General features: G+C 48.5%; 18 protein-coding genes and 2 tRNA genes. 7 read left to right on the top strand and 13 right to left on the bottom strand.

Annotated elements, in window-relative coordinates:
• Nucleotides 1-141 precede the first annotated feature (141 nt).
• The 5 genes from GAP13_RS02100 to GAP13_RS02080 form a co-directional block, all read right to left on the bottom strand.
• Nucleotides 142-224: transfer RNA gene (locus GAP13_RS02100), tRNA-Tyr, on the bottom strand.
• Between the two features lie 22 nt (nt 225-246).
• Nucleotides 247-319 (bottom strand) — tRNA-Thr (locus tag GAP13_RS02095).
• 52 nt (nt 320-371) lie between these two features.
• The gene (gene surE, locus GAP13_RS02090; protein ID WP_037385522.1) at nt 372-1,172 is read right to left on the bottom strand and encodes a 5'/3'-nucleotidase SurE; all 801 of its coding nucleotides are present in this window, start codon (nt 1,170-1,172) and stop codon (nt 372-374) included.
• A gap of 37 nt (nt 1,173-1,209) precedes the next feature.
• On the bottom strand, nt 1,210-2,358 hold the full coding sequence (locus GAP13_RS02085; RefSeq protein WP_037385524.1) for a galactokinase: 1,149 nt from the start codon (nt 2,356-2,358) through the stop codon (nt 1,210-1,212).
• A gap of 32 nt (nt 2,359-2,390) precedes the next feature.
• A complete protein-coding gene (locus GAP13_RS02080; RefSeq protein ID WP_158905692.1) occupies nt 2,391-2,711 on the bottom strand; it encodes a DUF6788 family protein in 321 nt (106 codons plus the stop codon).
• 122 nt (nt 2,712-2,833) lie between these two features.
• Here GAP13_RS02080 and amrB point away from each other — a divergent pair, with 122 nt between their 5' ends.
• Both amrB and amrA read left to right on the top strand, forming a co-directional pair.
• Nucleotides 2,834-3,655 (top strand): AmmeMemoRadiSam system protein B, encoded by an 822-nt coding sequence (gene amrB / locus GAP13_RS02075; RefSeq protein ID WP_037385528.1) that lies wholly within the window; start codon nt 2,834-2,836, stop codon nt 3,653-3,655.
• Between the two features lie 3 nt (nt 3,656-3,658).
• Nucleotides 3,659-4,222, top strand: a complete 564-nt coding sequence (gene amrA / locus GAP13_RS02070) for an AmmeMemoRadiSam system protein A (RefSeq protein WP_158905690.1) — start codon at nt 3,659-3,661, stop codon at nt 4,220-4,222.
• Here the strand turns inward: amrA and GAP13_RS02065 are convergent.
• Both GAP13_RS02065 and metG read right to left on the bottom strand, forming a co-directional pair.
• Nucleotides 4,165-5,367, bottom strand: a complete 1,203-nt coding sequence (locus tag GAP13_RS02065) for a lipid II:glycine glycyltransferase FemX (protein WP_158905688.1) — start codon at nt 5,365-5,367, stop codon at nt 4,165-4,167. The two genes, amrA and GAP13_RS02065, sit on opposite strands and share 58 nt — an antisense overlap.
• 22 nt (nt 5,368-5,389) lie before the next feature.
• Nucleotides 5,390-7,660, bottom strand: coding sequence for a methionine--tRNA ligase (gene metG, locus GAP13_RS02060; RefSeq protein WP_158905686.1), 2,271 nt, complete (start codon nt 7,658-7,660; stop codon nt 5,390-5,392).
• A 66-nt stretch (nt 7,661-7,726) separates the two neighbouring features.
• Between metG and GAP13_RS02055 the strand changes: the two genes are divergently transcribed.
• From GAP13_RS02055 to ppdK, 3 genes are all read left to right on the top strand, one after another.
• The gene (locus tag GAP13_RS02055) at nt 7,727-8,017 is read left to right on the top strand and encodes a DUF503 domain-containing protein (RefSeq protein ID WP_158905684.1); all 291 of its coding nucleotides are present in this window, start codon (nt 7,727-7,729) and stop codon (nt 8,015-8,017) included.
• Between the two features lie 13 nt (nt 8,018-8,030).
• A complete protein-coding gene (locus GAP13_RS02050; protein ID WP_158905682.1) occupies nt 8,031-8,672 on the top strand; it encodes a hypothetical protein in 642 nt (213 codons plus the stop codon).
• A 163-nt stretch (nt 8,673-8,835) separates the two neighbouring features.
• A complete protein-coding gene (gene ppdK, locus GAP13_RS02045) occupies nt 8,836-11,709 on the top strand; it encodes a pyruvate, phosphate dikinase (RefSeq protein WP_158905680.1) in 2,874 nt (957 codons plus the stop codon).
• Between the two features lie 61 nt (nt 11,710-11,770).
• Here the strand turns inward: ppdK and dtd are convergent, their stop codons facing one another.
• From dtd to rpe, 4 genes are all read right to left on the bottom strand, one after another.
• Nucleotides 11,771-12,232: a D-aminoacyl-tRNA deacylase gene (dtd, locus tag GAP13_RS02040; RefSeq protein WP_158905678.1), complete on the bottom strand. Its 462-nt coding sequence runs from the start codon at nt 12,230-12,232 to the stop codon at nt 11,771-11,773.
• 26 nt (nt 12,233-12,258) lie between these two features.
• Nucleotides 12,259-13,305: a hypothetical protein gene (locus tag GAP13_RS02035; protein WP_158905676.1), complete on the bottom strand. Its 1,047-nt coding sequence runs from the start codon at nt 13,303-13,305 to the stop codon at nt 12,259-12,261.
• On the bottom strand, nt 13,302-14,192 hold the full coding sequence (locus GAP13_RS02030; RefSeq protein ID WP_158905674.1) for a tetratricopeptide repeat protein: 891 nt from the start codon (nt 14,190-14,192) through the stop codon (nt 13,302-13,304). The genes GAP13_RS02035 and GAP13_RS02030 overlap by 4 nt, the downstream gene beginning before the upstream one ends.
• Before the next feature lie 63 nt (nt 14,193-14,255).
• Complete coding sequence (gene rpe, locus GAP13_RS02025; RefSeq protein ID WP_158905672.1) at nt 14,256-14,918, bottom strand: ribulose-phosphate 3-epimerase; 663 nt, start codon at nt 14,916-14,918, stop codon at nt 14,256-14,258.
• Nucleotides 14,919-15,082: 164 nt separating this feature from the next.
• On the opposite strand from rpe, the gene GAP13_RS02020 reads away from it, so the two are divergent.
• Nucleotides 15,083-16,033: a tetratricopeptide repeat protein gene (locus GAP13_RS02020; protein ID WP_158905670.1), complete on the top strand. Its 951-nt coding sequence runs from the start codon at nt 15,083-15,085 to the stop codon at nt 16,031-16,033.
• A 13-nt stretch (nt 16,034-16,046) separates the two neighbouring features.
• On the top strand, nt 16,047-18,731 hold the full coding sequence (gene greA, locus GAP13_RS02015) for a transcription elongation factor GreA (RefSeq protein WP_158905668.1): 2,685 nt from the start codon (nt 16,047-16,049) through the stop codon (nt 18,729-18,731).
• An 80-nt stretch (nt 18,732-18,811) separates the two neighbouring features.
• Here the strand turns inward: greA and tgt are convergent, their stop codons facing one another.
• Both tgt and GAP13_RS02005 read right to left on the bottom strand, forming a co-directional pair.
• The gene (tgt, locus tag GAP13_RS02010) at nt 18,812-19,954 is read right to left on the bottom strand and encodes a tRNA guanosine(34) transglycosylase Tgt (protein WP_158905666.1); all 1,143 of its coding nucleotides are present in this window, start codon (nt 19,952-19,954) and stop codon (nt 18,812-18,814) included.
• Between the two features lie 37 nt (nt 19,955-19,991).
• Nucleotides 19,992-21,110, bottom strand: coding sequence for an LptF/LptG family permease (locus tag GAP13_RS02005; RefSeq protein WP_158905664.1), 1,119 nt, complete (start codon nt 21,108-21,110; stop codon nt 19,992-19,994).
• Nucleotide 21,111: the final 1 nt, after the last annotated feature.

Genomic DNA, 21,111 nt, shown 5'->3' with positions numbered 1-21,111 from the left:
CCTCGCGATGGACACCCTTGGCGTTCGGCTACTGGTTCCCCTTACCGGGCCCAGACGGGACTTGGCAATGTATTGCCGCACCCGCTAGTGAGTGCGCCCTGCCGGGCGCACAATAAAAAACCTCCTCTTTCGAGGAGGTTGTGGGGAGAGAAGGATTTGAACCTTCGAAGGCGAAAGCCAACAGATTTACAGTCTGCCCCCTTTGACCACTCGGGAATCTCCCCAATGATGGACAAAAGTCCCTCGAGCCATCTCCCGGAATCGAACCGGGGACCTCGAGATTACAAGTCACGCGCTCTGCCAACTGAGCTAAGATGGCGTGGGCAACGCAGCGCAATATATACGAAAGCCACAACATTCGTCAAGGCCTTTCAATGCTTGACTTCACTGCCAGAATGCAAATTTGGAGCTTCGAACACAGATGTTCCATTGAGCGCAGTGTCGTGTAGAGCTCTAGGATGAATCTCAACCAGGCTGAGCGCAATGAAACCTTGAGATACCGCATGATGATCCGAATAGATATCAGGTGTCCGCTCCTGCCTGCCTTCAGCAAGAAAACAATAGGTATAGCCGTCAGCTCCATCAAAACATTTGAGATTGTCGAGGTATCTGTTCTTCCCTGGATTCGCCCAAACTGCACACAAATCGGTGCAAGATGTAGAAGGGCCATTTATATTGATAAAAGAATCCGGTTTCCATAGCGCTATAAGCTTCTCGAGATTTGATGCAACAAATGATGTCAATCCGCCATATTCGAGGTTGTCCCCGAAGGATGCGCATGATACAGCGATTGCCGGAATTCCTTCGAGCGCTGCCTGCCGGGCCGCCCCGCATGTGCCGGAATAGATTATGTCGGTGCCGAGGTTTGGCCCTTTATTGATACCTGAAATGACAACATCTGGAGCTTCATGCAGAACACCCAGTCCTGCAACAATCACACAATCCGCGGGTGTGCCGGAACAGCTATAGCGATGTTCTCCCAGTTTGCGCAGTTTCGTCGGCTTTTTCAGGGTCATAGCATGGCTGACCCCAGAGCGTTCGTGTTCAGGCGCTACTACCCATATTTCATGAAGTTGCTCTCCCCTATCATTTTTCAGCGAACCCAACGAATCTACCAGGGCAAATAAACCATCAGATTGAATTCCATCGTCATTTGTAAGCAAGATGCGCATGTATGCTCCGTTGTGAGTTATTATTCATGAATAAACTTCAATGCTCGAGAATCCGCAATCCAGATCCCGGAGACACTTCATACACTACGGGTCTGAAACCGAAAATGCGTTCATATTCTTCAAGTCTGTGGCGATATGCTTCTTTGACATCATTGTTGAGAATCGTCAGCGTGCTCCCGCCGAACCCCTGTCCGACCAGACGAGAACAGAGCACCCCGTCGAGCTCGAGCGCTCTCTTCGCCAGCCAGTCGATTTCGGGGCAAGATATCTCATACAAGCTCCTCAAGGAAGCATGCGATTTGTTCACTATTCTTGCGAAACCCGCATAATCCTGGCGCGCAAGGGCATCTTCCGCTTCGCTCACCCGCCGTACTTCCTCAAGTACATGGAGGCAACGCCTTCGTTTTCTTTCCGGGACAATTCCCAAAAGCTCATCCAGCTCCCTTGGAGCGATATCTCGAATTGAACGGTTGCCGCGAGGCGTCAACACGGAAAGACAGGCGTTGCAATCGGAGGTGCGCTGTTCCAGCTCAGCTTCTACCGAAAGCCTTGGCACTTTGGAATCAGTAAGCACCATCTCCCATGGTTCAGGCAGAAATTGAATGCCTCGCCGTTTGCGCGTGCGCAGGTCTACGACAGAAAAACTCCTTCCCGCAGGCGCTGTAATGGCGAGATAATTGGTAATGGGAAAATCTTTCTCGAAAAAAACCGATTGAGCTTTGCAAGCATGGGCGGCGAGCTCGTCGGGCTTGATATCAAGATTATATATTGTCTTGAAGATGAAGGCCGCTGCCATATTGAGCGAGCTGCTGATGCCAAGGCCAAGCCCTAATGGAACGCTGCTCTGGATAGTGACATTGAGCCCTTTCGGCTCCAGCTCGAAAACGCGCAGGAAATAATCACAAATGCTTTTGATATGATTTGCCCAGCGGTCTTCTCTTTTATATTTCAGCGTCGCAATATTTGCACGCTTGCGTTCGTTGAAGTCCCCTGCATAGAACCTGAGAGAATTATCCTTGCGGAATGACACTGCGACTCTGACCTCGAAGGAAAGAGCTGCTGCGAGCACAAGGCCATCCGTAAAATCAGTATGTTCTCCGAGAATTTTGACGATTGCTGGCGCTGCCACAGTGCAATCGGGAGCTGTTTCATATTCCGACAGGTGAATTGCGAAAATATCCTTCATTGAATTCATTTTACCCTATTTATTGCGTATCTTCAACCAAGTTTTTTCGCTTCTTCCAGCAAATGATGTATTTTCTTCAGCTTATTCTGCACCTCTCGCATTTCCTGCTCATATTTCCGCCGCTCAATGATTTTTGCCTGCATTGATCTGCATTTCCAGGAATCCGATTTACCCAGATAGCGGCTGACAACCTTCTCGCCCTCGCGCCACTGCAGATACGCATACACCATATGAAATCTGCGCTTCAGGATAATGCTTCCTTTTGGGCGTGATGCACATTCGTTTTCGAGGCGCTGCAATCGGTTATGAAGCATTTTTTCTTCATACAGAAGAGCTTGAATTACAGATTCCATTCTATACCATATTAGTATGCGAGAGATGCGCATGCAATCCAAAATTATTAAAAAAAATAAAATCCTTGTGCTTTCTTGCAATGTTCCGGTAAAAATATATAATTAACCTGTAGGGAAGCCTAATGCATACAGACAAGTTGATTCGCAGCGCATTGTTGCCGGGGATTTTTTATCCTGCCGATCCTGAGCAGCTAAAATCAGAAGTGCGCATGCTCGCTATGCAAACTGAACAGATGCCTCATTCCGGATGCGCCATTATTTCGCCGCACGGAAGTTTCCGCTACAGTGGACTTCTTGCCGCAAAAGCATGGGGCTCGCTGGTCGGTGCAAACCCTTCAATTATTATTCTTGCAGGCCCTGCCCATTTGCCATATGAAGAAGGAGTGTTCCTGCCGGAATCCTCTCAGTTCGATATTCCCGGAGCTGTCCTCAATGTCGATGTGAGTTTTGCAGAGTACCTTCTTGCCAGGATTCCGGAGCTCAAGAAAAACGACTTAGTGCATCTTGAGGAGCATTCCATTGAAATGCAGCTGCCTTTCGCCGAGCACTTCTTCCCGGGCGTGCCAATACTTCCATTTATTGTATCCGGAAGAGATGAAAAAACTGTCGCCACTGTAGAACAGCTATTCGAAGAGATACGAGTCTGCGTTGAAAATCAGGGAGTTTTGATACTCTCCTCTGATCTTGCAGTAAGCAACACTCCAGAAGAATGTGACAAGCTCTCAAATGAATTTATTGCTGCATTATCATGCGGCAGTACTGCGTCATTTTCCGCCCATGATGTTTCCCGCCATTCATTCTGCGGTGAGCCGGCTATCCGCGCATTCAGGCATGCATATCCTGAGTCAAAATCCCGACTTCTGGCCTATGCAAACTCGGCACCTTTCAGAGAAGGCAGTGACGAGCTTGTGGTAGGATATGGAGCCATTAGCTTTTCGAGGTAGAAAATGAAATTCTCGATCGATATCGATGACCAGAAGGCATTACTGAAATATGCACGAAAAGTGATTCAGGCAGCTTTGGAACACGAGCCTGAACCGGAGCCTCCAGAGCTTTCAACTACCCTCAGATGCGGCGCTTTTGTCACGCTGAGAGAAGATGCATCACTTCGCGGGTGCATTGGCCGAATGCAAAGCAATGATCCGCTGGCACGAACAATTGCTGAGATGGCCTTGGCTGCCGCATTCGAGGATCCGCGGTTCACTTCTGTGGCTGCAGAAGAATTGCCGCGTCTCGAAATCGAGATCACTCTGCTTTCGCCCTTAAAGCCAATACTCCCCGAACAGGTTGTGGTTGGAAAGCATGGACTTCTTATTTCCGCCCTGGGGCGATCCGGAGTCCTCCTCCCTCAGGTGCCGACAGAATATGGTTGGGATAGAGAAACTTTCCTTGAACAGCTTTGTAGAAAGGCGGGACTTGCAGCAGGAACATGGAAATCTTCGCTTGCACAGCTCTATGGATTTGAAGGATTTGTCTTTTCTGAGTCATCCCTTTCACCTGCGGAAGGATGAGCGGCTGAAGCTGTGGGCGAAATTTTTCTGATCGATTTTTTGACTTTTTTGTGCCAGAACGCACGCATTTTCTCTGCCGAGCGAAAGATAGCATACAACCACGGATGAATTGGCACATCCCATGCGCCGTATCTGTGAATAATCTTTCCGCCGAACCCGGTCTTGAAAAGATAGAGCCCCGACATTGCATGCGAAGCATCGTCGCCCTGCGGCGGGATACCGAAAAAGTCATACATCCTCGCGCCCTGCTCCTTGGATTCTTGTATTGCATGCCATTGCAAGGCATATGCGGGCATCATATTCCGCTTCAGGTTGGATGATGCACCATACATATAAGTAGCAACCGGGCCATGTTTCAGAACAATGATTCCTGCAAGGGCATCGCTCTCATGATGCGCAATGTAGAGCGATAAGATTGGCCGATCCTGTTGAGGAATCCCCTGCTCTTTCATCAAATCCGAAACTTCCAAGACTGTATCAAAAAGCGTCGCATAATATGATTCAGGATGAATGGCAATTTTGTCGCGCTTTGCTGTTTCCTCGTAGAGTTTCATAAAAAGAGGCAAGCCTTCTTTTCCATGCTTAGTGACCTGTATGCCTTTTTTTTCTGATAGCCTAATGTTGTATCGCCACTTCGGTTTCATGCCTGACAGCAGCTCTTCGGTAGACTTGGCAAGATCCAGTACGACAGTATCGGCGACTTGTACATCTGTGCCTTTGTGCAGGATGAGCCTTTTGCTTCCCGTTGGACCAGAGGTCAATTCGAATTCGGTTTTCTCGTCAAGCATGCGCTCCCATGGGAGGTCGAACCGAACAAACGCATCTGATTTGCCCATGGATTCGCTTAACGCGCGGCCAAGCATGCTCAACGCATTCCATCGATCCGGCAATCGCGAAAGCTCGCCCCCGCCATGCGGCACATACAGGAATGAGAGAAATTTAGCTATTTTCCGCCGCAGAACCAAAAGATTGCCGTGCGGTCCATCATCCTCGAAATCATAGGAGCAGGAATAGGCTTGCCAACCAGTGCGCGCCTTGAATAGCCCCCAGAATTTCGACTGCAGAAAACTAGAATATTCAAATTCCGGGATGCAATCCGAGGCGGAGGAAATTGGGGTAAAAGCGACGTGCGGCAGCACGTTCATCGTCTTTTTCTTGCTAATATGCTCATCCTATCTCGCCATTCAAGACTCTTCGGAGCGCAATTGGCTCGCCATTCACAACAAGCCGCTTGGTGCCCACCCATGCACTGCCATCTTTTGCAACAATCGGAATCGAAAAGAATGCATCGACATCGATTATTGCAGAAGGAATTTCTGAAGATGCCGGTTCACCCTCGGTTTTTTCAAGAATAACTCGATCGCCGGGGCTGGCATTGGGAGCGGCTAGCACTTCAACGCTTTCTGTTCCGTCAGGAGCAGAGACAGATGCAGCCAATAACATGCCTGCGCTTTCGACACCTCTCAGCTTGGCTGGCTTGAGATTGTTCACTAAAACAATATTCTTGCCCAGAAGCTCGTCTTCTTTATAAAAGGGAACAAGACCTGAGACAATGGTCCTCTCTTTGCCGCTGCCGTCGTCGAGCGTTTCGATGTAGAGCTTGTCGGCTTTGGGATGTCGCTCGATTTTGACAATTTTGGCGACTCGGAGGTCTACAAGCTTGAAGAATCGCTGCTCTGGAGGCTCAGAAGGAGGGGCAGAAGGCGGAGCTGCAGGTCCCTGAACGCCAGGCCCTTCTGCATTTTCCTGTGCGTCGCGTTCTTGCCGTTCCTTCTGAGAGCCGGAATAGCGCTCGCGCAATGCTGAAATGAGATCATCTTCCAGTTTCTGGAACAGCATTTCAGGTTTCCGCACTGTTCCTGGCAGGCCGGCTGGGCCAAGCTCTCGCCAAGACAGCCCCTGCGCACCAAAAGACAGACCCAGAAAGCCAGCAAGATTCTCGGCAGCCTTGGGCATATACGGATACGTCATAATCGCCAGATCTTTCAGCACATAGCAAAGATCGCGCATCAGCGAGGCAGCTTTCGCTGGCTCTTCCACCCGCGCCTTCCAGGGCGCTTCGTCTTGAAATCGCTTGTTCGCAAGATCTGATATAGCAAAAATGCTCCTGAAGGCGTCGCGAAGCTCAGCTCGTTCCAAATGCTCAGCGACATTTTCCTCCAGCTTCAGCACCTCTTTCCAGAATGCTGCATCGGGCTCGCCTTCCGGAATGACCCCATTGTAGTAGCGGGACACAAATGTGAGTGTCCTGTTCACGAGGTTACCAAGGTTGCCGATGAGCTCCCCATTCACCTTTTCCTGAAAATCAGCCCAGGTGAAGGTGTAGTCCGAGGTTTCCGGCCTGTTCCAGAAAATATAGAAGCGCCATACATCCGCAGAAATACCTGTTTCCATGGCATCGGTGCCGAACACACCGATCCCCTTCGATTTCGAGAATTTTCCGGCTTCGTAATTGAGGTATTCAGTGCTGGACATGTGATGCAGCATGGTCCAGGGCTTACCGCTCCCAAGCAGGCTCGACGGGAAAATTACCGTGTGGAATGGGATATTGTCTTTTCCGATAAACTGGAAAAGTTCGACCTTGTCGGGATTTTGCCACCAGCTTTTCCAATCGAAATTCTTTTCCTTTGCGAGGCTGACTGTCATGGAAATGTAGCCAATCGGCGCATCGAACCAGACATAGAAAACCTTGTCTTCGTACCCCTTTTTCGGGACAGGGATGCCCCATTTCAAATCGCGCGTAATGGCACGAGGATGAAGCCCGTCGCGGATCCAAGCCTGTGTCATCTGGATTGCGTTGTTTGCCCAGAAACCTTTGATGCTTGCTTCCTTCATCCATGCTTCCAGCTTTGGCAAAATAGCCGGGAGATCGATATAGAGGTGTGTTGTCGTCCGCGGCTTCGGTGTCGCTCCACATGTGGCGCATTTCGGGTTGATCAGTTCCATTGGATCGAGCAGTTTTCCGCACATCTCGCATTGGTCACCGCGGGCTCCTTCATAACCACAATACGGGCATGTCCCTCTGACATACCGGTCTGCAAGGAACCTGTGGCATGAGTCGCAGTACAGCTGTTCGATGGATTGGCTGGTGATGTAGCCGTTTCGATCGAGGTCGAGGAAAATCGATTGTGTAACCTCGGTATGGTCAGGAGTCGAAGTCCTGCCAAAAGTGTCAAAGGCAATTTCGAACCATGAATAGATGTCGCGATGCAAGGCATGAAACTTGTCACATAGCTCGCGCGGGCTTAGGTTTTCTTCAAGCGCTTTTGTCTCGGTGGCTGTGCCGTATTCATCGGTGCCGCAAACATAGAGCGTCTCGTAACCACGAAGCCTGCAGAATCGAGCAAACACATCGGCGGAAAGTACCTGAATGAGGTTGCCGAGATGAGGAACATTATTCACGTAGGGAAGAGCTGAAGTAATGAGTCTTCTTTTCATGGTTTGGACAATATCCCTGCAGGCGGGGGCTGTCAAGAACAGGCCCGCGTGATAGTATTATTGCAGATGGTTGTATCAATGCTGCGCATGGTGCTCAGGCTTGGAGAAGCATCGACAATCAAAGACAAAAGAAGGGTCGTTTTGGCGATTAAGGAAAAACTGCAGCATCGCTACAAGCTTTCATGCGCTGAAGTCGACTTGCTCGATTCTGTCATGTTCGCTGAAATCGGTGCGGCCCTTGTTTCGAACTCTCCGCAGCACGGAGAGACAGTTTTGCGTGATGCGGTGACTTTTGTGGAAGACCATTATCCGGTCGAGCTATATGATGTGCAGACCCATTACGAAATATTTGGCTGAAAGGAAATAAACGATGAGCAGAATTCCTGGTGTAGCGAAAGCATTTCTTTTTGCGGCCGTCATTTCCATTATGCTCGCATCTTGCATCGGCATCGAAGCCGCTACAAAAATGGATGCGAAAGGCTCTGGCACATTGTCCATGGAATACCAGATTTCCAATGAATTTGCGCAGATTGGTGCCCTTGAGACAACACCATCTCTTCCCTTGCCTCTTTCCCGCGAAGACATAGAAAAAAGCTTGCAGAGAATCGAGGGCGTCCATCTGAAATCCTATTCCCAGAATTCAAGAGCGAACAATATAATCATTTCTTTTACATTATTGTTCGACTCCCCTTCCCACCTGGCATATTATCTCGACCCTGCAGGAAAATTCGTACAATACAGCCAAGAGGATGGCATTTCACACTTGAAGCTCACGCTGGGAGATGCAATTCAACCGCTCGACAAGCAAATGAAAGATGCATTATACGAAAAAGTGAAACCGTACAATTTCAAATTCACGTTCGAGGCATCGCAGGCGGCTCCCGAAATTTCCATGCAAAATGCTGATTTTTTCAAGACAGCAACTTCGGGGAAAAAGGTTACGCTTGAATCATCGATGGCCGACCTGCTGACATCTGTTGAACCGCCGCGGATAGATATTTCCTGGCGCTGAATATCAGCCATATATATCAATGATATTTTCTCCAGAAAAAAGGCAAATTTAAAATAACGTTATTTATATATAACTTGACTAATTCTATTGTTTAGATTAGTTTTTCTGGAACAGCGAATCTTATATTCGTCAGTCTTTTTTTTATCAGTGGAGGAAATGCCTCATGCCAAAGAAAAAATTTGTGTATTCGTTTGGTGCAGGAGTCGCGGAAGGCGATGGCACCATGAAGGAACTTCTCGGTGGCAAAGGCGCTGGCTTGCACGAGATGACAAAAATTGGGCTTCCTGTACCGGCAGGATTCACTATCACCACGGAAGTTTGTGATCTCTTCTTCAAAAGCGGCAAGAAGTGGCCGGAAGGACTAGAAAAAGAAGTCCAGAAACACTTAAAGCAGCTCGAAAAAACAACAGGCAAGACGCTTGGGGACCCCAGGGATCCGTTGCTTGTTTCAGTGCGCTCGGGCGCTCCTGTTTCCATGCCTGGCATGATGGAAACCATCCTCAACCTAGGCCTTACCGATGCTTCTGTCGAGGGCCTTGCTGCGAAGACAGGGAATCGCCGTTTCGCTCTTGATGCATATCGCCGTTTCATCATGATGTATGGCTCCACAGCAATGGGCATTGAGCGTGAGGAGTTCGACAAGGCGTTCGACGAAATCAAAGCAAAGCGGACAAGAGCTCGCCTGGGCATCCCTGCAGACCAGAAAGTCAACGATACCGATGTCAATGAAGAGGAGCTCGACGAGCTCATCAAAATGTTCAAGAAAATCTATCGCGAACACATCAAAGTCGATTTTCCGCAGGATCCATGGGAACAGCTGAAAGGTGCAATCGATGCAGTGTTCAATTCATGGATGGCTGATAAGGCAGTGACCTACCGCAAGGTGGAAAAGCTTGTCGGCATCAAGGGAACAGCAGTGAATGTCGTGCAGATGGTATTCGGCAACAAAGGCGAAACCTCCGGTACCGGCGTTTGCTTCACCCGCGATCCGAACAGCGGCGAAAATGTATTCTATGGCGATTATCTGGTCAATGCGCAAGGCGAGGATGTTGTAGCAGGCATCAGAACCCCCATCAGACTCGCAGAGCTTGACAAGCGCGACCCCAAAGTATACAAGCAGCTCGTCGACATCCGCAGAAAGCTCGAAAAACACTACCGCGATATGCAGGACCTCGAGTTCACTGTCGAAGAAGGCAAACTGTACATGCTGCAGTGCCGCACCGGCAAGCGCAGTCCTATTGCAGCCTTCCGCATTGCCGTGGACATGGTAAAAGAAGGACTCATCAGCAAAGAAGAAGCGATTCTTCGCATCAAGGCATCGGATATCGAAGGCATTTTCTACCCCATGATCGACAAGTCAAAACCGGAAGAGCTCAAGAAGGCGTTCCTTGTCCAGGGCATTGACGCGGTCCCTGGCGCAGCAACCGGAAAAGTCGTTTTCAATGCAAAAGATGCTGAAGAATGGGCTGCAAAAGGCGAAAAAGTAATCCTCGTTCGGAAAGAAACCAGCCCGGAGGATGTCGGCGGCATGCATGCTGCTCAAGGCATTCTCACCGCTACAGGCGGCAAAACGAGCCATGCGGCGGTTGTCGCGCGCGGCTGGGGCAAAACCTGCATTGTCGGCTGCGAAAAGCTCGACATCGATTACGAAAAGGGCATCTTTGCGGTCGGTGAAACTGTCATCAAAGAAGGCGACTACATTACGCTTGACGGCGGGACCGGCAATGTCTACAAAGGCCAGCTCAAACTTGTGAAACCTGAACCCCCCAAAGCATATACCACTCTGATGTCCTGGGTTGACAAAATCAGAACCCTCAAGGTTCGCACGAATGCCGACACTCCGTATGACGCCGAAAAAGCTCGTCAGCTTGGGGCAGAAGGCATCGGTCTTTGCCGGACCGAGCATATGTTCTTCGATTCCGAAGAGCGCATCCTCGCAATTCGGGAAATGATTATCGCTGACGATCTCGAGAGCCGCAAAAAAGCGCTTGCAAAACTTCTGCCCTTCCAGACCAAAGACTTCGAAGGCATTTTCAAGGCGATGGATGGCTTGCCTGTCACGATCCGCTTGATCGACCCACCGCTCCATGAGTTCGTGCCGCACGATGAAGAAGGACAGCGCGCCCTTGCAAAAGCAGTCGGCGTTTCCTTCGAAAAAGTCGTTCAGCGTGTCGAGCAGCTTCACGAAGCCAACCCCATGCTCGGCCACCGTGGCTGCCGTCTGGCCATCACCTATCCTGAAATTCTCGATATGCAAGTGACCGCAATCATCACTGCGGCCTGCAATATGACAAAGAAGGGCATCAAGGTGCTTCCCGAAATCATGATCCCCCTTGTTATCGACGACAAGGAGCTCAAGATTCTCGAAACGCGAACCCGCGAAGTCGCAGATGCAATTATTGCAAAATCTGGCATTAAGCTAAGCTACATGGTCGGTACTATGATCGAAGTGCCGCGCGCTGCTCTCCTCGCTGACAGAATTGCTACAGTTGCAGAATTCTTCTCGTTCGGAACGAATGATCTCACTCAGATGACGCTTGGCCTTTCCCGCGACGATGCAGGCAAATTCCTCCCCGATTACGTGGACGAGAAAAAAGCGGGCGTTTTCAAAGCTGATCCCTTCCAGAGCCTCGATCAGGACGGAGTTGGTATGCTCATTCGCATGGGTATCGAAAAAGGTCGTTCTGTCAGGCCAAAACTTAAAGTAGGTATCTGCGGCGAACATGGCGGCGATCCCGCATCGGTCAAATTCTGCCATCGCGTTGGCATGAATTATGTTTCTTCTTCTCCTTTCAGAGTACCCATTTCTCGGCTTGCTGCTGCTCAGGCGGTTGTAGAAGAAACTGCTTCGGCAAAGAAACCAGGTAAAAATAGAGGCAGACCGGCGAAAAAAGCAAGTGCAGTCGCGCCGAAAAAAACCTCGACGAGAGGCAGAAAGCCAGCATCCGCAGTCAGAGCTGTATCCGCTTCCAGCGCTGCATCCGCAGCACCCAAGCGGCGCGGCAGACCTCTCGGGTCCAAGAACAAGAATAAATAATCAAGTAGAGGGCGGGCATTCGCCCGCCGACGGTTTAAAAAAGGGGGTCAGACCCCCTTTTTTAATTTTTTGTATCAAGCAAAATGGTGACAGGCCCTTCGTTTGTGTAGCGGACCCGCATGATTTCCTGGAACATGCCTGTTTGCACATGCAGGCCTTGGTTGCGCAATTTTTTGCAGAAAAGCTCGTACAAGTACCGAGCGCGCGCTGGCTCCGCAGCCTGGGAATACGAGGGCCTCCTGCCTTTTCTTGAATCGGCGTACAAAGTAAATTGCGAAATGACAAGCGCCTCATATCCAAGATCCAGCACTGAAAGGTTCATTTTTTGCTGCTGATCCATAAATATCCTGAGGTGAGCGATTTTTTCAGCAAGATATGATGCATCTTCATCAGTGTCATCGACCCCCACACCAAGATACACAAGTATCCCATTCGAGATGCGGCCGCAAAGACGCTCTCCGGAATTGTCTTCCGGTTGCATGGTGACGGAGGCTTCTGATACTCGCTGTATGACTGCTCTCATCTTGTATTCAACCCCCCGTTGCTCTATTAGTTCTGGGGTATCGGATTCGCTACACCCTGTTCGAGTGAATCGAGCTCAGACAGAATTTGTTGCAAATCCTCATCGCTCAGTACATCGACATTCTGGATTGCACTGTCTATTCTTGCAAGCAAACTTCGGATTGCTTCCACGTCGAGCGCGGGCAGGGACATCTGTTCTGTGCTATTCTGCTGCGCTTCGGTTGTTTGCTGCTCTGCTTTGGGAGGATAATTATCTGCCAGCCATGCGAGGAATTCATTTCCTGGACCACCGGTAAGCCATCTGCTTGAAACCTTTATGACTCCTTTTGCAGGAACAATTCTCTCATTCCAGTACAACCCAAGTGCCGAGTCATTTATGGAGTATGGCGAAAGCGTAAAGCCGCGCATAAGCGAAGAATCATAGGCAAACATGGAGTCGCTCAATCGTTTCCAGTTAGCAATGACAACTGCATCAGGCCTCGGCTCCGAGTCGAAGAGAAGCGCAACCGACGCATACTCTCCCGGGCTTACGATATATGGCTCTTGTGAATCAGGAGTAAGGTACATTTCATCAATGACCTTTGGATTGGAAGCAAGCGCGATATGATTTCCTGACTTTTCGCCGAGCCAGGTATCGCATACTTCCTTGAGCATTATTTTCATATCGCGCGAGGTAAAGTTTTCCACCTCAATTTCGACAAGAAACCCATTCGCGACCCTCGAGCCAGCAAGCGATGCAAACTGAATCCGCTGTGTCACCCGGTTGATTATCGAGCGGTATTCAATTTCTATTCCGTTCGCAATTTGCTTCTGGGAAGTCTGGTACTCCTGGGACGAACCCATCCGGTAGATTCTGCCATCGACATTGATAACTATGAAGCTTGTCCGGGGATCATCGCTGTACCAAATCGGCTCATATTTCTTTTTTCCGGCTATATCTACTAGTCGATACAGCATCGGACGCAGTGTCAGGTCGTCGGTCGCAATTCTCACTAGTCCGCTTCGGAGATCGAGCGCGGTGGCTGCACTCGTAAAGCAAAATATAACAGCAAGCAGCGCAAAGGATCTTTTCATGGAGAAATCTCCCTCATATATGCATCAATTTTAGCCAGGAGAAGCTCGAGGATTCGCTTTTTCGCTTCCAAAAGTACATTCAGCTTATTGAGGCGGCTCTTTAGATTCGAGTCGACTTCAGGAGCATTTTGGGGGGTATATTGCACATACAGCGGCAATTTCGATGAGCCTGGCAGTTCGTTACGAACGCGAAGCGTCTTGAGAAGATAATATACTCTTATATACTGTTGTTCTTGCAGCGCTTCCTTCTGCATTCCGCCAATTTCCATTTGAGCTGCTTTTTCGGTTTCGTACGCCATCAAACGCGAAAATTTCGCTTCCCTCGCCTCCAGCCCCATCACATTCAGCCTCCAGGAAACAAGAGAGGCCTTGTCCGAATCTGGCCATTTTTCTTTCAATTCATTGAAGAGAGGAAAGGAACGCGCAATATCTCCTAATTGATAATAGCTTTCCGCCTTCCAGAAAAGAGCAGAAGCAAAAAGCGGGCTGCCGGGATATGCCTTCAGAAAATCATCGAAAGCAATAATTGCGTCCTTGAAGCGACCAGTTTTGAAGAATATGCGGCCTAGCTGGAACTTCATGTCAGGAATATTGGGATGATCAGAATAGTTTTGAATGAACTGCACGCAGTAGAGGTAGGATGTAGGATAATCGCCGGCATTGAAATACGATTGTGCTGCCATAAAGCAGCTGTCTGACGCCAGAGAGCTTTCCGACCATGTCTCGTACAGCAAAGCGAATTCCGAGCCTGCCTTTTGAAAATTTTCCTTTTTGAACAGATCGAATGCAGAACTGAATTTGGCAAAAATCTCATCATTCCCTTGGGCATGAAGAGAAAGCGATATGCCCGCCAATAAGAGCAAGAGCCCCAAAATGTACTTTTTCATGTTCGCGTTTGTCCTCTCACACAATTTTGATATATTAAAACAGAATTTGCTTTGCCTACTATGCTATTCGTTCCACGCGCTCCTTATACTACAGGCAAAAGCCTGCTTGTCCTGAGCCGCAAAGAATGCGCTCCCTATAACCAATATATCCGGCTCATGAATGGCGACTTGAGAAATTGTGCTGAGGTTTGTCCCTCCATCAACCGCTATCAGGAAATCGAGCCCTTCTTTTTTTCGAATATCGCGCAGTTCATCGACCTTCGAAAGGCAGAAAGGAAGGAGTTTCTGGCCTCCATATCCGGGATTGACAGTCATCACGAGCACCTGATCCACCGCTTGAAGCAAAGGAAGAATCTGGCTAACAGGGGTAGAAGGCACTATCGAAATACCCGCTTTTTTCCCCGAATGCCGGATTGTCTGCAAAAGCCGGTGTGAATGAATGCATGCTTCAGCATGAAACGTAATTGCATCGGAACCGGCATCGAGAAAAGCATGTATGTGACGCTCAGGCTCCTCGATCATAAGGTGCGTATCCAGAAACAGGCCAGTTCGCTTGCGGATATCTGATACCATTTTGTTCCCGAATGTTATGGGGGGCACAAAATGGCCATCCATGACATCGAGGTGGAGCCATTCAGCTCCGCTGGATTCAATCGATTCGACCGCGGCACCGATTTCCAGAAAATCCGCAGACAAAATTGATGGCGCTATAATCGGCATTTTCATACAGTCAACAGAATAATGCAAATCTGCGGCTTTTGCCAAGCCGATTTTCACATTGACAGCTCGAAATCGCGCAAACTTCAATAGACAAATGATATACGCATTGACGAATATTTCATCGCTCGGATACTATTACACAAGATAAAAGCAAGGAGTTCAAAGCCTTCATGGCAATTCAGCCTCAGATCAAGAATGCGTCAGCCGCCAGCGATCTCCTTATCGCATATGAAAGCCTCAAGAATGCTGACATTCAGAGCGCAGACTTGTTTCTCGAACGTGCATTGAAGACAGACTTCGAGCATCCTGAAGTTCTTTTTGCGATGAAATGCATGCAGTTCTGGAAAGAGCAGCTTCTCAACATGCCTGATACAAAAAACTTGCTGGATCGCGGAGATTTTCTCTGCGCTTCATGGAAAAAATTCATGGTATTTCTTGGCCATATCGGGGAAAGCTTTGAAACAACGCGCTATGCGTTCAAGCGTTTCATTTTTGGTTTGGCGCTGGATCAGTACCTTGCCCTTCCGGATGAACAGAAAGAATCCCTCGGAGCGGCCATCGATTTGCGATTAGGGCGTTCCCGCAAGGCAACAGGAGACATCGAAACAGCTATCGTGCATCTTGAGAGAGCCGCCCAGTCGCAGCGAAACGATGCAGCAATTCTTTCGGAACTTGCAGATGCCTACGCAATGGCTGGTGAAGCCCGCCTTTCAAAAGCGCTTTTCAGAGAAGCATTTTTTATCGATCCGCAAGCTGTAGAAATCGATTTTCTCGAATCTGAATTCATTCTCAAGATCATTGAAAATGTGCGCAATTTAGGCTATTCTGGAAATGATATTGCTGAATGGATTCCTGTATATGCTGAAATCTGGGGCGTTTTCAATCTGAAGCGCGAACTGAGTACTGCCGAATATAATCGAATATCGGCATCAGCTCGCCAGATCGAGATCGAATTGAGGGAATCTCCACAGCGCCGGTCGAGCCTTTTGCCCCGCCTTCTGAACCGCTACTTCTGGATGGCGGACTATCTGAAGGCTCAGGGCGATGAAGCCGGATGGCATTCTGTATCACTCAAGATCAAGATTCTTGATCAATCGATACATGCATTGTATGTAGGATGAAGAGGAGAATATGATGGCCGAGTCTCCGTTGAATGAAAAATTGCAATTGATGCTGAACGAAGAAAAATGGACCAGAACGCTTATGGCCAATTATTCTGTCGCCAGCCTCAAAGAACTTGATCGTCTTGTTGAAGACGCTGTTCAGCAAGGTGTAACTGATGATATAATAAAAACTTGCACAGATCATCTTTCGCAGACAAAGAACAGCGTCATTGCACTCTATGTTGCAGGCATTTTAAATATCATGCGCCAGCCAGCAGATGAATCCTACCTTGTGCAGCTTATGGATTTGTTTGCTGACAGCAAGAAAACCAATATTGTCGAATACATTTGCAACCGCATGCTGGACTACGGAGAAAACCGCATTGCGCTCATGCGGCTTGCCGAGTGCTATGCGGAAGACGATAAAATCGAACAGCGCTATGCAGTGTGGGAACGACTTGTACGCATCGATACGGAAGAAGCTGAACTTGCGCAGCTCATAGCGGAATGGAAAGAGAAAAATGGGCGTACGGAAGAAGCCATCGATTTTTACAAGAAAGCCCTGATTCGATATATAAACAAAAGTCTGTTTGCAAATATAAAAGATATATGGCTCAAACTTATAGACCTGTCTCCCGAAGACCTGGACTTTTTCCTCCATGCGCAGAAAAAGATCGCCAAGCAGATCTCGCCCGAAAAGGCCGCGATGCTGCTCATGGATCTTTATGCCTGGTACAAGAAAAATGAAAAATGGGAGACTGCACTCGATATCCTCAAACTCAGTATCGAATACGACGAGCGCAACCCTGCCCTGCGCAAAGAATTCCTCGATTGCTATACTGCAATCTACTCCGGTCACTCGATGTTCGATGAATGCGTGCGGCTCTCCAATTTGACACAGACCTATAGGTCTTTGCATGAAGCCATCGCTGATTTCGAGAAGCGCATCGCATTTGACAAAGGCAATTTCGTTTTCCACAGAACATGGAGCATCGGTCGCATTTCCAATGTCACCAACGACGAAATAGTCATTGATTTCTCGAAATCGCGCAACCACCACATGTCGCTGAAAATGGGGTTCGACAGCCTTACCACTCTGTCCAAAGATCACATCTGGGTTCTTAAGGCAACATGGCCCAAAGAAAAGCTGAGAGACAAGGTAAAGGCAGATCCCGCATGGGCAATCAAGGTAATTATAAAGAGTTTTGATAATCGCGCTGATATGAAACGCATCAAAGCCGAGCTGGTGCCTTCTATTCTTTCGACATCTGAATGGAATTCATGGAGTTCGCGCGCCAAAGAAATTTTGAAAACCGATCCGATGTTCGGCAATGCGTCTGATGATATTTCCACCTTCATCGTTCGCGACCGGCCGCTTTCATTCGAGGAAAAAATCTATGCCCAGTTCAAGGCAGAAAAGAATTTCTTCGCGCGCGCCCAATATTTCAGAGATTACATTGAGATGAGCGATATCGATTCCGATTATTTCGAGGATATGCTTTCCTACTTCGTGTCGTTCCTCAAGATCGGTCAGGTGAACGAATATGTCGTTGGCTCGTATCTGCTGCTTAAGGAACTGTCCACAAGATATCCCAGGCTTCAGCAGCATGTCACGATACGATTCCCCGACTTATTCGCGCAGATAAAAGACAGCATTGTTCCTATCTATCTCGGGCTGAAGGACACCGAGCTCAAGAATCAATTCATTCAGAATATCAAAACACTTATCCCGAATTGGCCCGATATCTATATTCAGCTTCTCCCCTATGCTCGCTCCAACAAAATGCTCGAAGCGCTCGAGAATGCAGACCAGGAAGAAAAGCTGAAGCGCCTAGCGATGTATATCGTGGAAAACTACAAGGATATGCGCGAGGCCTTCATCTGGCTTGCCAAAGATCTGAAAGACAAGCCCTGGCTCAAGGAACTCGGCATTGTGCGGGAAAAGATTATTCTTACGCTTCTCCATATACTCGATATCACATTCAAGGAAATAGACAGCCACAAAGATACGACCGAAAACCGCAAGATCAACAAGCTCGTACAGAATATTCTGTTCAAGGAAAAAGACCTCGAAGAATTCCTCGAGGATGCACCGCAGCAGGTCACTGAGCGCGTCTATTCGATGCTGGCCGACATAAAAGAGGTCGATCCTGCAATCAAGCTCAACATAAAGAAAAAGATCGGAGAAAGATTCCCCGACATCAAGTTTTATGATGGCAACGAGCGGCTTACAGTGTCACATGGCCTTATGGTGACTGCTTCGAAATACGAAGAAAAGAAGCGCCTGCTCAGCCATATCATGGAAATCGATGTCCCTGCCAACCAGAAAGAAATTGCATTTGCCCTCTCTCTCGGCGATTTGAGAGAAAATGCCGAGTACAAGGCTGCCAAGGAAAAGCAGGACGAGCTGAACTCCAAGGTCGGCAAACTCAAGAACGAGCTCGATCGTGCGCAGATTATAGGCCCCGAGCATGTGGATACAACAAGCATATCATTCGGCACCAAAGTGACATTGAAGAATCTCGCTTCAGGGCAGGAAGAATTATTCACGATTCTGGGGCCATGGGAATCCGACCCCGAGAAACAAGTGATTTCGTATCTGTCGCCATTAGGGAAGCATCTTCTGAACCACAAAGTTGGGGAGACTCTGAACTTTACGATCAATGAGCGCAAGTTCAGCTACAAGGTGCTAAAGATTACAAAAGCAGAATTCTGAAAAGAAGATGTCTTCAAAATCCGGGCGTCCCAGCATAGGCGACAGCCCGGATTTTTTATTCCTTGATTCGATGCGCTTTGTCATTCTGCAGCTGCGGCTTCGCTATAGCCAGACATGAATGCCCGGGCGAATGCCTCGAAGCGGTCCTGCTCGATGGCCCTGCGAATTTTGCCTACAAAATCAGCCGTAAAATGCAGGTTGTGCTGACTGGCGAGCATAGAATAGAGAATCTCATTGTTCCTGAACAGATGATGCAAATATGCTCGGCTGTATGTCTTGCAGACATGGCAGCTGCACTCGGGATCAATCGGAGAAAAATCTTCTTTGAAGATGGCTTTTTTGATTGTGATCTGACCTTTTGAAGTAAATAGAAGGCCATTTCGCGCAGTCCTGGTAGGATACACGCAGTCAAAGATATCAATACCATTGCGGACCGCTTCGATTATGTAGTCGGGAGTTCCAATTCCCATGAGATAATGCGGCTTGTCTAAAGGAAGGAGCGCTGAAGTCAATTCGAGATACTCGATATAGGCCTCTTTTGGTTCACCGATAGACAATCCTCCAATCGCAATTCCTGGCAGGTCGAGCTCCGATATCTGCTCGGCACTGAGTTTTCTTAGTTCTTCGTAAAAATTTCCTTGCACGATGCCAAAAAGATTCCCCTGATAGCCATTTTCACGATGCATGATCCACTGCGATTTTGCCCTTTTTGCCCAATCATAGGTCAGCATGGCTGCCCGAAAGGCCTTCTTTTCGGTCTCTCCCCATGGAGCACAGATATCGAGCGCCATCTGAATGTCAGAATTGAATGCAACTTGGACATCAACCACTTTCTCGGGTGTCAGAACATGAGAAGATCCATCGATATGCGATTTGAAATGCACACCTTCTTGTAGGATTTTTCTGAACTGGGAGAGAGAAAAAACCTGAAAACCTCCCGAATCGGTCAGAAAATTCTTTTTCCAGCCAGAAAATCCGTGCAATCCACCTGCTTTCGCGATGATATCGGGGCCCGGGCGCAGAAAGAGATGATATGTGTTTGCGAGGATGATATTGAACCCCATCGCATCGAGATCTGCAGGCTCGACCGCTTTCACGGTCGCATTCGTGCCGACAGGCATGAACGTGGGTGTTTCCACTTCCCCATGAGGAAGAAAAAGTGTTCCTGTTCGCGCTCTGCAGGACGGATCTCTATGTTTTTCAATAAAAATGGAATTAGCCATCTGTTATTCCTTATTGCTTATAAAATATAATATATGCTCAAGTTCTTGCTTTGAAATATGAAACAGTCGAGGCAGCGGCAAAAAGCAACATTACGCTCCAGATTGCCAAACCAGCACTGGACATGCGCGCCTTTGCAGCAAGCGAGGCCAGCATCTGCGCGACATAATACAACGTAGCGCTAGAAAGGCTCGAAAGCAGGCTGAGCAGAAAAATGCTTTTTCTGAAACGCCCAGCAAACGCTGCCGCCAGCCCGACAACAACCAGCGGAGTAAACGCAAATGAAATTCGCCGCTGCTGCTCCACTTCCGCATCTTCAGCGGGCAGCCCTGCAGATTTAAGAAAAGCGATATGGCCATTCAATTCAGCATTATTCATAAAGCGGACATCCATTGTCGGCCTCATGAAACTTGCGGGCGGCTCATCGAATGCAGGATCAGAAAACCGAGGTGCTTCAGCGAATTCCCAAACATCGCGGGATTTCTTATATATGATCGCATCCGAAAAAACCCAAAGCTCGTTTTCAAAACTGGCATATTTTGCGGAAATCTTTCTGAGGAGCGCTCCGGAATCATCCCGCTCGATAACCGAGATATCATAGATGCGCCCCTTTTTCTCATCATAAAATCGATATGTATAAACCTTCTTGCCTTTATCAGCCATCAGCGCGGGAACGGCGTATCGGCTGTCAGATTCCCTTAAAATACCGGATTGCAGCGTACTGCGTTCCCTCAGAAAGGGAATTGCGATCTGATCAGTGACAAAATATTCCGTAGCACAGAGCAAAACCGACACCAGCAAGAGGGGCAGCACAAAACGCTGGAGAGAAATGCCTGCGCTGAATACGGCCTCAAGCTCATTATTCGCATGCCATTCACTCAAAATGAAGACAATCGCAAACAGAAAGGCGACAGGCGCTGCATCTACAATATGCTTGGGAATGCCAAAACCGATCCATTTCAATATATCGATGAAGGATGCGTTCCTGGCTAGAAATTTCCACAGCATCGAGAACAGTTCAGCCAATGAAATCACGAGAGACAGGAAAAGCGTCCCTCCGGCTGTCCAGAGCAAAACCTTGCTGGTCAGTTCTTTCCAGAGCAGGAAAGGCTTTCCTGGCCCCTGGCTCAAATCCAGGCTGGCAAATCTCGATTTCACC

It is taken from the genome of Rectinema subterraneum (assembly GCA_009768935.1).
Lineage (GTDB): Bacteria > Spirochaetota > Spirochaetia > Treponematales > Rectinemataceae > Rectinema > Rectinema subterraneum.
The sequence above is the reverse complement of the archived record's forward strand: the minus strand, read 5'-3'. Positions and strand labels throughout refer to the sequence as shown.

What these genes read in the sequence shown, in the direction of transcription:
- surE (WP_037385522.1), bottom strand. Translation starts at nt 1,172, where the DNA reads ATGCGCATCTTGCTTACAAATGACGATGGAATTCAATCTGATGGTTTA.
- GAP13_RS02085 (WP_037385524.1), bottom strand. Translation starts at nt 2,358, where the DNA reads ATGAAGGATATTTTCGCAATTCACCTGTCGGAATATGAAACAGCTCCC.
- GAP13_RS02080 (WP_158905692.1), bottom strand. Translation starts at nt 2,711, where the DNA reads ATGGAATCTGTAATTCAAGCTCTTCTGTATGAAGAAAAAATGCTTCAT.
- amrB (WP_037385528.1), top strand. Translation starts at nt 2,834, where the DNA reads ATGCATACAGACAAGTTGATTCGCAGCGCATTGTTGCCGGGGATTTTT.
- amrA (WP_158905690.1), top strand. Translation starts at nt 3,659, where the DNA reads ATGAAATTCTCGATCGATATCGATGACCAGAAGGCATTACTGAAATAT.
- GAP13_RS02065 (WP_158905688.1), bottom strand. Translation starts at nt 5,367, where the DNA reads ATGAACGTGCTGCCGCACGTCGCTTTTACCCCAATTTCCTCCGCCTCG.
- metG (WP_158905686.1), bottom strand. Translation starts at nt 7,660, where the DNA reads ATGAAAAGAAGACTCATTACTTCAGCTCTTCCCTACGTGAATAATGTT.
- GAP13_RS02055 (WP_158905684.1), top strand. Translation starts at nt 7,727, where the DNA reads ATGGTTGTATCAATGCTGCGCATGGTGCTCAGGCTTGGAGAAGCATCG.
- GAP13_RS02050 (WP_158905682.1), top strand. Translation starts at nt 8,031, where the DNA reads ATGAGCAGAATTCCTGGTGTAGCGAAAGCATTTCTTTTTGCGGCCGTC.
- ppdK (WP_158905680.1), top strand. Translation starts at nt 8,836, where the DNA reads ATGCCAAAGAAAAAATTTGTGTATTCGTTTGGTGCAGGAGTCGCGGAA.
- dtd (WP_158905678.1), bottom strand. Translation starts at nt 12,232, where the DNA reads ATGAGAGCAGTCATACAGCGAGTATCAGAAGCCTCCGTCACCATGCAA.
- GAP13_RS02035 (WP_158905676.1), bottom strand. Translation starts at nt 13,305, where the DNA reads ATGAAAAGATCCTTTGCGCTGCTTGCTGTTATATTTTGCTTTACGAGT.
- GAP13_RS02030 (WP_158905674.1), bottom strand. Translation starts at nt 14,192, where the DNA reads ATGAAAAAGTACATTTTGGGGCTCTTGCTCTTATTGGCGGGCATATCG.
- rpe (WP_158905672.1), bottom strand. Translation starts at nt 14,918, where the DNA reads ATGAAAATGCCGATTATAGCGCCATCAATTTTGTCTGCGGATTTTCTG.
- GAP13_RS02020 (WP_158905670.1), top strand. Translation starts at nt 15,083, where the DNA reads ATGGCAATTCAGCCTCAGATCAAGAATGCGTCAGCCGCCAGCGATCTC.
- greA (WP_158905668.1), top strand. Translation starts at nt 16,047, where the DNA reads ATGGCCGAGTCTCCGTTGAATGAAAAATTGCAATTGATGCTGAACGAA.
- tgt (WP_158905666.1), bottom strand. Translation starts at nt 19,954, where the DNA reads ATGGCTAATTCCATTTTTATTGAAAAACATAGAGATCCGTCCTGCAGA.